Source organism: Burkholderia sp. L27(2015), assembly GCF_009765705.1.
In the GTDB taxonomy this organism is placed as follows: domain Bacteria; phylum Pseudomonadota; class Gammaproteobacteria; order Burkholderiales; family Burkholderiaceae; genus LMUX01.
Genome location: NZ_LMUX01000016.1, coordinates 498,228 through 510,641, shown reverse-complemented (window position 1 = coordinate 510,641; position 12,414 = coordinate 498,228). Strand labels below are relative to the sequence as shown.

General features: G+C 59.3%; 16 protein-coding genes. 3 read left to right on the top strand and 13 right to left on the bottom strand.

The features are described 5' to 3' along the window. The first annotated feature begins 105 nt into the window (after nucleotides 1-105). Both lysS and GSQ77_RS10200 read left to right on the top strand, forming a co-directional pair. Nucleotides 106-1,635 carry a lysine--tRNA ligase gene (gene lysS / locus GSQ77_RS10205; RefSeq protein WP_158901646.1) on the top strand — a complete coding sequence of 510 codons (1,530 nt, stop codon included), beginning with the start codon at nucleotides 106-108 and terminating at the stop codon, nucleotides 1,633-1,635. A gap of 58 nt (nucleotides 1,636-1,693) precedes the next feature. Next, nucleotides 1,694-2,137 carry a MarR family winged helix-turn-helix transcriptional regulator gene (locus tag GSQ77_RS10200; protein WP_158901642.1) on the top strand — a complete coding sequence of 148 codons (444 nt, stop codon included), beginning with the start codon at nucleotides 1,694-1,696 and terminating at the stop codon, nucleotides 2,135-2,137. 64 nt (nucleotides 2,138-2,201) lie between these two features. Here GSQ77_RS10200 and GSQ77_RS10195 read toward each other — a convergent pair whose 3' ends face one another. The 11 genes from GSQ77_RS10195 to GSQ77_RS10145 form a co-directional block, all read right to left on the bottom strand. Then, nucleotides 2,202-2,660, bottom strand: coding sequence for a DUF4440 domain-containing protein (locus tag GSQ77_RS10195; protein WP_158901640.1), 459 nt, complete (start codon nucleotides 2,658-2,660; stop codon nucleotides 2,202-2,204). A gap of 168 nt (nucleotides 2,661-2,828) precedes the next feature. Further along, the gene (locus GSQ77_RS10190) at nucleotides 2,829-3,416 is read right to left on the bottom strand and encodes a thiamine phosphate synthase (protein ID WP_158901638.1); all 588 of its coding nucleotides are present in this window, start codon (nucleotides 3,414-3,416) and stop codon (nucleotides 2,829-2,831) included. Nucleotides 3,417-3,527: 111 nt separating this feature from the next. Then, a complete protein-coding gene (iscX, locus tag GSQ77_RS10185; protein ID WP_158901636.1) occupies nucleotides 3,528-3,725 on the bottom strand; it encodes a Fe-S cluster assembly protein IscX in 198 nt (65 codons plus the stop codon). Between the two features lie 11 nt (nucleotides 3,726-3,736). Then, nucleotides 3,737-4,078, bottom strand: a complete 342-nt coding sequence (gene fdx, locus GSQ77_RS10180) for an ISC system 2Fe-2S type ferredoxin (protein ID WP_158901634.1) — start codon at nucleotides 4,076-4,078, stop codon at nucleotides 3,737-3,739. A gap of 122 nt (nucleotides 4,079-4,200) precedes the next feature. Next, nucleotides 4,201-6,075 (bottom strand): Fe-S protein assembly chaperone HscA, encoded by a 1,875-nt coding sequence (hscA, locus tag GSQ77_RS10175; RefSeq protein WP_158901631.1) that lies wholly within the window; start codon nucleotides 6,073-6,075, stop codon nucleotides 4,201-4,203. Nucleotides 6,076-6,199: 124 nt separating this feature from the next. Next, entirely contained in the window at nucleotides 6,200-6,730 is a 531-nt protein-coding gene (hscB, locus tag GSQ77_RS10170) for a Fe-S protein assembly co-chaperone HscB (RefSeq protein WP_158901629.1), read from the bottom strand. A 79-nt stretch (nucleotides 6,731-6,809) separates the two neighbouring features. Beyond that, nucleotides 6,810-7,133 (bottom strand): iron-sulfur cluster assembly protein IscA, encoded by a 324-nt coding sequence (gene iscA / locus GSQ77_RS10165; RefSeq protein ID WP_158901627.1) that lies wholly within the window; start codon nucleotides 7,131-7,133, stop codon nucleotides 6,810-6,812. A gap of 160 nt (nucleotides 7,134-7,293) precedes the next feature. After that, complete coding sequence (iscU, locus tag GSQ77_RS10160; protein WP_158901625.1) at nucleotides 7,294-7,704, bottom strand: Fe-S cluster assembly scaffold IscU; 411 nt, start codon at nucleotides 7,702-7,704, stop codon at nucleotides 7,294-7,296. A gap of 96 nt (nucleotides 7,705-7,800) precedes the next feature. Next, nucleotides 7,801-9,024: an IscS subfamily cysteine desulfurase gene (locus GSQ77_RS10155; RefSeq protein WP_158901623.1), complete on the bottom strand. Its 1,224-nt coding sequence runs from the start codon at nucleotides 9,022-9,024 to the stop codon at nucleotides 7,801-7,803. Nucleotides 9,025-9,142: 118 nt separating this feature from the next. Continuing rightward, nucleotides 9,143-9,661, bottom strand: a complete 519-nt coding sequence (gene iscR / locus GSQ77_RS10150; protein WP_158901622.1) for a Fe-S cluster assembly transcriptional regulator IscR — start codon at nucleotides 9,659-9,661, stop codon at nucleotides 9,143-9,145. 262 nt (nucleotides 9,662-9,923) lie between these two features. Further along, a complete protein-coding gene (locus GSQ77_RS10145) occupies nucleotides 9,924-10,412 on the bottom strand; it encodes a low molecular weight protein-tyrosine-phosphatase (RefSeq protein ID WP_158901619.1) in 489 nt (162 codons plus the stop codon). Between the two features lie 273 nt (nucleotides 10,413-10,685). On the opposite strand from GSQ77_RS10145, the gene GSQ77_RS10140 reads away from it, so the two are divergent. Beyond that, a complete protein-coding gene (locus tag GSQ77_RS10140; RefSeq protein WP_158901617.1) occupies nucleotides 10,686-11,603 on the top strand; it encodes an NAD(P)-dependent oxidoreductase in 918 nt (305 codons plus the stop codon). A 160-nt stretch (nucleotides 11,604-11,763) separates the two neighbouring features. Here GSQ77_RS10140 and GSQ77_RS10135 read toward each other — a convergent pair whose 3' ends face one another. Both GSQ77_RS10135 and GSQ77_RS10130 read right to left on the bottom strand, forming a co-directional pair. Beyond that, complete coding sequence (locus GSQ77_RS10135; RefSeq protein WP_158901615.1) at nucleotides 11,764-12,027, bottom strand: hypothetical protein; 264 nt, start codon at nucleotides 12,025-12,027, stop codon at nucleotides 11,764-11,766. Between the two features lie 198 nt (nucleotides 12,028-12,225). Beyond that, nucleotides 12,226-12,384 (bottom strand): hypothetical protein, encoded by a 159-nt coding sequence (locus GSQ77_RS10130; RefSeq protein ID WP_254067540.1) that lies wholly within the window; start codon nucleotides 12,382-12,384, stop codon nucleotides 12,226-12,228. Between the last annotated feature and the right edge of the window lie 30 nt (nucleotides 12,385-12,414).

The window sequence follows — 12,414 nt, the reverse complement described above, 5'->3', positions numbered from 1 at the left end:
TACACCACGGTGTGCTGCCCGACCTGTGCTCATTGTCCCGATGAATAACCCAATGCCCCGGACGCCCTCACGCCCCGACGCCACACGCCTCGCACACCGAAGACCATGACCGAACAAACCGCCACGCCCTCAGCTGCAGAACCCGTCGACACCAATCAGATTCTCGCCGAACGGCGCGAGAAACTGAAAGCATTGCGCGAGCTGGGACCGGCGTTTCCGAACGATTTCCGGCCGACGCATCACGCCGCCGACTTGCAGCGCGAGTACGCCGATACCGACAAGGAACAGCTCGAAGCGCTGGCGCCGCCCGTGTCGATCGCTGGCCGCATGATGCTCAAGCGCGTCATGGGCAAGGCGAGCTTTGCGACGATCCAGGACGGCAGCGGTCAGATCCAGTTCTTCATCACCCCGGCCGATGTCGATGCGCAGGTGTACGACGCGTTTAAAAAATGGGACCTCGGCGATATCGTCGCGGCCACCGGCGTGCTGTTTCGCACCAATAAAGGCGAATTATCGGTGCGCTGCACGACGCTGCGCCTGCTGACCAAAGCGCTGCGCCCGCTGCCGGACAAGTTCCACGGCTTGGCGGACCAGGAAATACGCTATCGCCAGCGTTATGTCGACCTGATCGTCACGCCGGAAACCCGCGCGACGTTTATCTCCCGCAACAAAGCCGTTTCATCGGTGCGCAATTTCATGTCGGACGCGCAGTTCCTCGAAGTGGAAACGCCGATGCTGCACCCGATTCCAGGCGGCGCCACGGCCAAACCGTTCGCCACCCACCACAATGCGCTCGATATGCAGATGTTTCTGCGTATCGCACCCGAGCTGTATTTGAAGCGCCTGGTGGTGGGCGGGTTCGAACGCGTATTCGAAATCAACCGCAACTTCCGCAACGAAGGGGTTTCGCCGCGCCATAACCCTGAATTCACGATGATGGAGTTTTACGCGGCCTATACCGATTACCACTGGCTGATGGATTTCGTCGAGCAGCTCATCCGCCGAGCGGCGCTTGACGTGTGCGGTACCGCGACGCTCCAATACCAGGGCCGCGAGCTGGACCTGAGCAAACCGTTCCACCGCCTGACCATCACCCAGGCGATCCAGAAATACGCGCCGCAATATACCGATGCTCAGTTGGCCGACGCGACGTTCCTGCACGCAGCGCTCAAAGGCTTCGGCGTCAATACCAGCGACGCGGCTTTCCTCAATGCCGGCGTCGGCTCGCTGCAACTCGCACTGTTTGAAGAGACCGCAGAGTCGCAACTGTGGGAACCGACCTACATCATCGACTACCCGATCGAAGTCTCGCCGCTCGCGCGGGAATCGGACACGCGACCGGGCATCACCGAGCGTTTCGAACTGTTCATGACCGGCCGCGAAATCGCCAACGGCTTCTCCGAGCTCAACGACGCCGAAGATCAGGCGGCACGCTTCAAGAAGCAGGTGGACCAGAAGGACGCCGGCGACGAGGAAGCCATGTACTACGACGCCGATTACATCCGTGCGCTCGAACATGGCATGCCGCCCGCAGGCGGTTGCGGCATCGGCATCGACCGCTTGGTCATGCTGCTCACCGACAGCCCCAGCATCCGCGACGTGATTCTGTTTCCGCACCTGCGCCGTGAAGACTAATGCGTAATTCAGGGTGTATGCTCACGAAAAGCAATAAACACGCTTATATCCTGCTGCCATGAAACAATTCGATGAGACGCGCTTCGGCTTTCTGGTAACGGATGTGGGACGTCTGGTCGGCAAGCTATTCGACCAGCATGCCGATAAAGTCTTGAGCCTCACTCGCGCGCAATGCCGAGTGCTGGCGTTCTTGTCGCTGCACGACGGGATCAATCAGGCCAAGCTGGCCGATCTGCTGGAAATTACGCCGATAGCGCTGGGCCGCCTGCTGGATCGCATGGCCGAAGGCGGCTGGATCGTCCGCCACCCTGACCCGGCGGATCGGCGGGCTCATCGGCTGGCGTTGACGCAAAAGGCCGATGACGCGCTCGAAGATGCGCTGGCAGTGGGCAATTCGGTGCGCGACGAAGCGCTCGCCGGACTGTCCGAAAAAGAGCAGGCGGATTTGATCACCCTGTTGCAGCGGGTGCGCGAGAATTTGAGCGCCAAAGTTTCGAGTTGAGCACAGGCGCGGGTCTGTCAATTTCCTGCCATTTCTCGCGCGTGTGCTCCGCCCGAAACACCCTTCACTCTTTTTCCGGCATGGCAGAGGACTGGTGACTGGTGATCAGCCACTTCCCGCCCTCCCATTTGTAGGTAAATGTGTAGCGCGCCTTGACTGTGCTGCCGTCGCCCAGCTTGAACGTGTACAAGCCGGCATCGAAAGCGCTGTTGCAATCGATTTCGATCATCCGCATGTCGATCGAGCCGACAGGCTTTTTCTTCAGGAAGTCCACGAAGTAATCCAACTTCTCCTGCGCCGTCAGCCGCGGCGTATTGGATATGGTCGGCAGTAGTATCGATCGGGGTGCGTAGTTCGCCACGACCTTGCTCGGATCCCCCGTTTGCAACGAGGCGTTCCACCGGTCGAATAATCCCGCAATGTCCTTTTCGCTGGTCTGCTTGCAAACCTCGCTGCGAGCCGATGCCGTACTGGACAGGGTCAAGCTCAATACGAGCGCCGAGATGAGTAGAGTCGCTTTCATACAATCTCCTGATCAAACGCACCGAATTATCGACGGTGTGGCCGTATCAGGTTGTCATATTCGCCAGCAGCTCGTCAAAAAAATAGCGCCCGATCTTGATCTGATTGCGAAAAGTGGCCTTCCGCACCGACACGTCGCCGGCCGATCGTGGGTATCGACTATCCAACACTACCGATTCCACAGGCTGTTGATCGCGGCAATCCCGTGCCCGCCCGCTTGCTTGACGCGCGCGAGATCCTCGCGACGCATTCCGCCCAGTGCGAATACCGGCACCGATGCCTGGCCGACCAGCTCTGCAAATGCCTGCCAGCCCAGCGGTCGTGCTTCGGGATGGGTGAGCGTCGCTTGCACAGGTGAGAGCGTCACGAAATCGACGCCAATTTGCCCGGCATGAAGCAATTGGGAAAGATCGTGACAGGCGGCCGATACGAGATACCGTGCGCCGAGCGGGCGAGCTCGACATGCCATCAAGCGTGCGCTATTGAGATGCACGCCGGCAGCATCGAGAATTTGTGCATGTTCCGCCGTGGTGTTAGCCAGCAATGTGGCGTCGTATCGGCGGCAATGCGCCTGCGCCTGAGCAAATAACCGCGTGTAGGCTGCGCGATCGAGTTCCGGCGCGCGCAGTTGCATAAGGCGCACTCCCGCTTGGAGCGCCCCATCGAGCTGCGCCAGAAATACCGATACCCCATCGTCAGTCTGCGTTGGGGATGGCGTGATCAGATAGAGTTCCGGCAGACTGGTGTCTAGTCTCATGATGGGTATGCACGCACCGCGCGAGAATCGGATGCACGCCTAAAGCGATAGCGCAAAAATAAACCCTGCCAGCGCACACGCATCAGCAGGGTCGTCAGGGAGGTCGTGAACTCAGTAGTCGGAGTCTTCGATCCAGGCTGCCTGAATAGACTCGAGAATTTTCTCGTTCGATCGATTGGGATCGTCGTCAAAACCGTCGAGTTCGCAGATCCACCGATGCAAATCGGTGAACCGCACCGTTTGTGGATCGAGGTCGGGAAACTTGTCCGTCAACGCCATTGCAATCTCGGTGGTGTCTATCCATTTCATGGCAGTCCTCCTCAGTGAGCTTCCTTCGCATGGTTGATCGTGTACTTCGGAATTTCGATGACCAGGTCCGAATCGACCGGCACACGCATCTGGCACGACAGGCGCGAAGTCGGTTCCAGCCCCCATGCCATATCGAGCAGATCTTCCTCGTCATCCTCGGCATCGGTCAATGCTTCAAAACCCTCGCGCACAACAACGTGACAGGTTGTGCAAGCACACGATTTTTCACAAGCATGCTCGATTTCGATGCCATTCTCAAGTAGCGCATCGCAGACGCTTTTACCGGCTTCGACTTCCAACACGGCGCCGTCCGGGCACAGTTCAACATGGGGCAAAACAACAATCTGTGGCATGAGAATTGGGGTCCAAAAATATCGGGGCGGCGTACTTTTATGCGCTATTACGCACTGTTGCGCATTGATGGTTAAGCGCCGTCCCATTTTTAATCATATCGCAACGCCGGGAGCGATCTCTATCAGATCTCGTCGAGCTTGCGTCCGGTCAACGCGCGGCGAATGCCCTTGTTCATACGGCGTGCCGCAAATTCATCGGTTTCGGCACCCAGCATCTTGATCCCGGCTTCGATGACGTCCGCGTCTTCACCGCCAGCCAGCTTGCGCAGGCTCGTCAGCGCTTGGTCGATATCGGCGCGTTCTGCCGCGTCGAGCAGTTCGCTATCGACCTGCAAAGCCGCCTCGGTCGCCTCGATCAGGCGCTGCGCCTCGACTTGCTGCTCACGCAACGCGCGTGCGCGCATGTCGAGATCGGCGCTGCTGAAACTGTCCTGCAGCATTTGCGCCACCTGATCGTCGGCCAGGCCATACGACGGCTTGACCACCACCGAGGCCTCCACACCGGAGTGCGTTTCTCGCGCCGACACCGATAGCAAACCGTCGGCGTCGACCTGATAGGTCACACGGATGCGTGCGGCGCCCGCAGTCATCGGCGGAATACCGCGCAGCTCGAAACGCGCCAGCGAACGACAGTCGGTCGCCAGCTCGCGCTCACCCTGCACGACTTGAATCGCCATCGCGGTCTGGCCATCCTTGAAGGTGGTGAATTCTTGCGCACGGGCCACCGGTATCGTCGAATTGCGCGGAATGATTTTTTCGACCAGTCCGCCCATCGTCTCGACGCCCAGCGACAACGGAATCACGTCCAGCAGCAGCCAATCGTCGCTGCCGTCGTCCGCGCCGCGGCGGTTGCCGGCTAGCAAATCGGCTTGAATCGCGGCGCCCAAAGCCACCACCTGATCGGGATCGATGTCGGCCAGCGGCGGCTGGTTGAAAAAGCTCTGCACCGCGCGGCGCACCGTCGGCATGCGCGTTGCCCCACCGACCAGCACCACACCCTTGATTTCGGCCACCGCCAGCTTGGCGTCGCGCAACGATTTCCGGGTGGCATTCAGGGTGCGTTGCACCAGCGCCGCGGTCAGCTCGGTAAATTGCGCTTCGCAGATCTTCACTTCGACCTGTTGGCCACTGGCGAGCTTTGCCGCTACGGTCGTGGTGTTCTGGCTTGAAAGAATTTCCTTGGCGTCACGCACGCGGTCCAGCAGTTCGCGTACGTCCTCGGCTGAAAGTGCTTCCAGGCCTGCGTGTGCAACCACATGCTCGTACAAGGCCTGATCGAAGTCGTCGCCGCCCAGCGCCGAGTCGCCGCCGGTCGCCAGCACTTCGAAGACGCCGCGCGTGAGTTGCAGGATGGACACATCGAAGGTGCCCCCACCCAGGTCATACACGGCATAAATGCCTTCGGCGCCGCTGTCCAACCCGTACGCGATTGCCGCTGCAGTGGGCTCGTTGAGCAGGCGCAATACGTTCAGGCCGGCAAGCCGCGCCGCATCCTTGGTCGCCTGGCGTTGCGCGTCGTCGAAATAGGCCGGCACCGTAATGACCGCGCCCACCAATTCGTCGCCCAGCGTATCTTCAGCGCGCTGGCGCAGCGTCGCCAAAATTTCAGCGGAGACTTCGACGGGGCTCTTCACGCCGTCTGCCGTCTTGATCTGCAGCATGCCCGGCGCGTCGACAAATTCGTAGGGGGCATTGGCTATGCCCGCAACGTCGGCTACGCCGCGCCCCATGAAACGCTTGACCGAAACGATCGTATTGCGCGGATCGAGCGCCGCCTGGGCCTTGGCCAGCCGGCCGATCTTGCGGCCACCGCCAGCCAGATAACGCACCACGGACGGCAACAGCACGTGCCCCTCTTCGTCGGGCAGCACTTCAGGAAGACTGTTGCGCACCGATGCAACCAGGGAATTGGTGGTGCCGAGGTCGATCCCCACCGCGAGCTTGCGCTGATGGGGCGCGGGCGCCATGCCCGGCTCGGAAATTTGCAATAAGGCCATCTGTCGGAATCGCTTGTATTGACGTAACGCTTATTCGCGTCAAGATCGGTTGGTTATCTGGAACAACACGCTGGAACAACGGGTGCTGAAATCGAGCGGTGCTGAACGGGTGCAAGCGCTGGTCTCAGGCACTTTCCAGTCGTTCCAACTGGGTGTCGACTTCGCTTTCCAGTCGCTCGATAAACATCAGTTGCCGTACGGCTTCGGCGGCAGGTTGGTCGGCGTGGCTATCGAGCGACGCGCCCAGCTTGGTCAGCCGAACTTGCCGTTCGGCGCGCAATGCGTCGAGCAGCCGCTCCAGCTCGGCGGCGTTGCGTGCGTGGGCTGCGTCCTCGATTTGCTCGCGCCATTCGATCTGCTGCATCAAAAACGCCGACTCCATTGCCGTGTTGTCTTCGGCGCCTACATCGATGCCACGCAAATGCAGCACGTAGCTGGCTCGCGCCAAGGGATTTTTCAATGTGCGATAGGCCTCGTTCACGCGCGTGGCCCACTGCATGGCAACGCGTTTTTGCGCGCTGCCGGCCGCGGCGAAACGATCCGGATGCACCTCGGCTTGCACCGCCCGATACGATTCATCGAGCGCTTTCGCGTCGAGCGCGAATTGGGACGGCAGATTGAAAAGCTCGAAGTGGTTTTGGTTAAGCGTGACCATGGGGTAACACAATAAAATGATGCTGCTATAAACAAACAGGCGGCTATGCCGCCTGCTGCGAACCTGTCTTGCCGCCGACTTAGACCCGGAACGACTCGCCGCAGCCGCACTCGTCCTTGACGTTCGGGTTATTGAATTTGAATCCTTCGTTCAAACCCTCGCGCGCAAAATCGAGCTCCGTGCCGTCGATGTACGACAGGCTTTTCGGATCGACGATCACTTTGACGCCGTGGCTTTCGAAGATGCTGTCCTCCGCAGCCAGCTCATCCACATACTCGAGCTTATAGGCCAACCCCGAGCAGCCCGTGGTACGCACGCCTAGCCGCAGCCCGACGCCCTTGCCGCGCCGGGTCAGAAACTTCTGCACGTGCTTTGCCGCTTTTTCCGTCAGTGTAATTGCCATAAATCCTGTCGGACGCCCGCTAAGCGCCCACTCCTTTCGATACGACTGGCCCACCCATTAGCCGCCACTACTTGCGACCGTGATAGACCTCTGCAATAAGACCCTGCTGCGCGCCACTGACTATCGTTGACGATCACCGAGGGGCGCGCGGCCATCGCACTCAGGCTGCCTTGGTTTGCTCTGCCAGCACCACGCCGTGGCGCTTTTTGTAGTCGGCAACGGCTGCCTTGATCGCGTCTTCCGCAAGAATCGAGCAATGAATCTTGACCGGCGGCAGCGCCAGTTCTTCCGCGATCTGGGTATTCTTGATCGACAGCGCCTCATCCAGCGATTTGCCTTTCACCCATTCGGTGACTAGCGAGCTGGAAGCGATCGCCGAGCCGCAACCGTAGGTCTTGAACTTAGCGTCTTCGATCAGGCCGTCTGCGCCGACACGAATCTGCAGCTTCATCACGTCGCCGCAAGCCGGAGCCCCCACCATGCCGGTCCCCACTGCGTCGTCGTCCTTGCTGAACGAACCGACGTTGCGCGGGTTCTCGTAATGGTCCAAAAGTTTTTCGCTATATGCCATGATTAACTCCAAAAATCGGTACGTGTTCTTTGCGACTGCGGGCCAGGCCGCGGTTTGCCATTCAGATTGCAACTCGGGTTGCAATCCGGCTTTGGGTCAGTGAGCAGCCCACTGGATCGAATTGATGTCGATCCCCTCTTTGTACATTTCCCACAGCGGCGACAAATCGCGCAGCTTGTCGATCTTGCTCTTGAGCAGATTGATCACGTAATCGACGTCTTGTTCGGTGGTGAAACGCCCGACGGTAAATCGAATCGAGCTATGCGCCAGTTCGTCGTTGCGGCCCAGCGCACGCAACACGTACGAAGGTTCCAACGAAGCCGAGGTACACGCGGACCCCGACGACACGGCCACATCCTTGACGGCCATGATCAGCGATTCGCCTTCGACGAAATTGAAACTCAGGTTCAGGTTGTGCGGCACGCGATGCTCCATGTCGCCATTCACATAAACCTCTTCCATCTGCGACAAACCGGCCAACAAGCGATCGCGCAGTACACGCACGCGTTCGTTTTCGCCCGCCATTTCTTCGCGCGCCAGACGGAACGCCTCGCCCATACCGACGATCTGGTGAGTGGCCAGCGTGCCCGAACGCATGCCGCGCTCGTGTCCACCGCCATGAATCTGCGCTTCGATGCGCACCCGCGGCTTGCGGCGCACGTACAACGCGCCGATGCCTTTCGGGCCATACGTCTTGTGCGCCGAAAACGACATCAGATCGACCTTGAGTGTGCCGAGATCGATTTCAACTTTGCCTGTGGCTTGCGCCGCATCGACGTGGAAAATAATGCCCTTGGCACGGCAGATCTCGCCGATCGCGGCGACATCCTGGATCACGCCCGTTTCGTTATTGACCATCATGACCGAAATCAGCGTGGTATCGGGGCGGATCGCCGCCTTCAACACTTCCAGATCCAGCAGGCCGTTTTCCAATACATCGAGGTAAGTCACTTCGAAACCGACGCGCTCCAGTTCCCGGCAGGTATCGAGCACGGCCTTGTGCTCGGTCTTGACCGTAATGATGTGCTTGCCCTTGCTCTGATAAAAATTGGCCGCGCCCTTGAGCGCCAAGTTGTTCGATTCGGTAGCACCCGAGGTCCACACGATCTCGCGCGAATCGCAATGAACCAACGCCGCGACGTCTTCGCGTGCCTGCTCGACCGCGCGCTCCGCATCCCAGCCATACGAGTGGCTGCGCGACGCGGGGTTGCCGAACTGCTCGCGCAAATACGGAATCATCTTGTCGACCACGCGCGGATCAACCGGCGTCGTCGCGCTGTAATCCATATAGATGGGCAGATGCAGGGAATCATTTTTCATACTTGCTCCAAAATTCTTCGAATAACGATGCTGATTTCCGAGGTCGACTACCGAGGTCGATCACGGGGTCAATCCAATTAACTGGCCCTGCCTGTGCGAACGCCAGGGCACCGCGTGCTCAGGAGCGCGCCATATTAAAAACCGAATTCGGCCCTGCCGGCACCAGACGGGTCGCCTCGCTCGTGTCGGCACGCCTGACTACCGTCGTCTGCCGTTCCTTGGCGCGCTGCTGGTCGACCAGGTCGCGCAGTGTGACGGAGTCGAGATAGTCCACCATTTTTTGATTCAACGTAGACCACAGCTCGTGCGTCATGCAGTGACCATCGGGCTGCTTGGCGCCTTCGCAAGTGCCCTTGCCGCCGCATTGAGTCGCGTCCAGCGGTTCGTCGACAGCAATAATGATGTCGGCCACCGTCACTTCTTCTGAACGGCGCGCGAGGTTATATCCGCCGCCCGGGCCGCGCACGCTCTCGACAATCTCGTGACGACGCAGCTTGCCGAACAATTGTTCCAGATACGACAGCGAGATATGCTGACGCTGGCTGATGCCGGCCAACGTCACCGGACCGTGATCCTGGCGCAACGCGAGATCGATCATCGCGGTGACTGCAAATCGGCCTTTCGTGGTGAGTCTCATAATGAGTTCGCAGGGATAACACACCTGAGTTAAATACGGGTCTGATGCTCGGATCGGGCTTTAAGAGCTGCTGTAAAGCGTCCAGCCGACAGCATAAACTTAATTCCCGAGGATTTCCGTCAAGTATAAAAGTCCTACGAAATTAGTCAAGTACTATTGGCCGCGATTTTGCTCACTCCAACGCATCTTCTGCGCGCTCCCCAGCCTTATGCGACGGCCTTTCGCGCAATTCTGGCCGCTCCATCCCTGATTTTTTATTCGGCTACGAAGCCTCGTCCAGACGCTCGCGCAAGGCTGTCATAAGACCTGTGCAAGCCTGCTCGCACAGGTCCAACGTCGTTTCAAAGCCGTCCACGCCGCCGAAATAGGGATCGGGGACAGCCTGCACCGCTCCCGCGGCGCCGAAGCCCATCAGCATCCTCACCTTGTCGGCGTGTTGCGGCGGACAGCGCTTGCGCAGGTCGGCCAGGTTTTGATGATCCATCGCCAGGATCAAATCAAAACGTGCGAAATCACTGTCTTCAAATTGGCGCGCCAAGAGCGCCGTCAGATCGTAGCCGCGTCGCGCAGCCGCTTTGATTGCCCGCGGATCGGGCGGATCGCCGACATGCCAATCGCCGGTGCCCGCCGAATCGACGTCGATCGCGGCGCTCAAACCCGCGCGGCGCACCTGCTCGAGCATGATCGCCTCAGCGATCGGCGAACGACAAATATTGCCGAGACACACAAAGCACACGGCTAGCTGTTTCATTCGAGTAGCGGTTTTCCAGGAAGCTAAAGGCATGTGGCTGTCAGCACGTCGGCCATACCTCGCACCGACCAGGCTGCATGATACCGACGCTTGGCTTTGCTTGCAGAGCGCGGCTCGTGCACGTGGTCGTTCGTGTCGCTCGTGGTCATCGTTACCCCACCAACAGCAAGCCCATCGCGAACCGATCGGGTCGCAATACAGCGACCAATACAGGGGCAACGTACAATTTGTTCTTCGTTTTTATTTCGCACATCTCACACAATGGGACTCGACATGGCAAATGACCTTCGCATCAGCGTCATCGGACTCGGCGCGATGGGCGCCGGCATCGCTAAGAACATCCTTGCGGCAGGCTTCCCCGTCACGGTCTATAACCGTTCGCCGCAACGCGCCGCAACTCTGGTTGCGGCTGGCGCCAAGACCGCAGCAAGCGCACTCGAGGCGGCTCGCGATGCCGACGTGGTGATTACCATGCTCTCGGACGACGCCGCCACCGAAGCCGTGGTGTTCGGCGAACAAGGCATCTTGGCCGGCTTGGCCAAAGGTGCCATCCATATCGCCATGAGCACCATCAGCGAAGCACTGTCGGCGCGGCTGACCCTGGCGCATCAGGAAGCCGGACAATATTTTGTTGCAGCCCCCGTGCTGGGTCGCCCGGACGCGGCGGCTGCCGGAAAGCTGTTCGTGGCGGTAGCCGGACCCAGCGCGGCGATCGAGCGCGTGCGCCCGGTGCTCGAGAAAATCGGCCAGCGCATTACCGTCGTGGGTGAAACGCCCGCGCAAGGACATTTGCTGAAATTGATTGCCAATTTCATGATTTCTTCGGTGCTGGAGTCGCTGGGAGAAAGCACGGCGCTCGCTCAAAAAGGCGGAATTGCGCCGGAAGCGATGATGGATTTCCTGACCAATTCGATCTTTTCGGCGCCCCTGTACAAAACTTACGGCACGATCATTGCCAAACAAACGTTCGTGCCAGTGGGATTTGCGTTGCCGCTGGGGCAGAAAGACAACCGACTGGTATTGCAGTCGGCGGAAACGCATCAGGTGCCGATGCCGTTCGCCAGCGTGGTGCGAGACCGGTTTCTGAGCGCCCGGGCGCAGGGCTATGACGATTTGGATTGGTCGGCGATCGCTCGTTTGTCGCTTACCGACGCCGGCTTGGTAAGCGGCAAGGAAGGCTGGAAGAAATAGCAACCGCGGGCAGGCGCTCTACGTGAGTGCTGTCGATGTGGACCCGTGCTTTGGGGGGTGCTCTGGGGCCGTGCTATAAAAAAAACGGCGCCGTGAACCGGCGCCTGCATACCTGGATTCGATTACCGAGCCCCGTCGGGCGGCAATCGCTGAGAACCGTTTACAGACTGAAGCCGTGATAAGTCTGGCCAACCGACCGCACGTGAGACGTGGCCGAAGGGGCCGCCCCACGCCGCTGTTCACTGACATCATCCTGATCAACCAAGCCGTACGCCACGCTGCGTGCCAGTTCCGCACTGACCTGATCGGCGTTAACGGGGGACGGATTCACCGCGCGGTGTCCGTTCATCAGCGAAAGCAGCGTAAACGCGAGCAAGGGCAATAAACTGAGGACCAACCAGCCAGCCAATGAATTGCGTTTCATGATGCTCTCCTTTGAGCGCTCTGATTGCCAAATACAATCGGAAATTTACGATGATTGAATTTTAGCGCCCAGCGATAAAATGAGAAAGATCCGTTCAGACAATGGATTGTTGCGAAAAGAGAACCAATGAACGTTGCTGCGACGCAACACTCATCGCTAATCGCATAAACGCCTCCGCACGGCGTGGGGCCGCGGAAGTTAGCGATGGGAGTGATAGTAGAAGCCGCCAAATATCGGAGCGACTACGACCGGCGTTGGCGCATAGTAAACCGGGCCACCGTAGTAATAACCGGGGGCAGCGGGATACGCCACGCAGCCGCCGAGTACCACGACCAGTCCCGCTATAAGAATGCGCATGAGATTTGCTCCGTTCAATGACATGGAGCA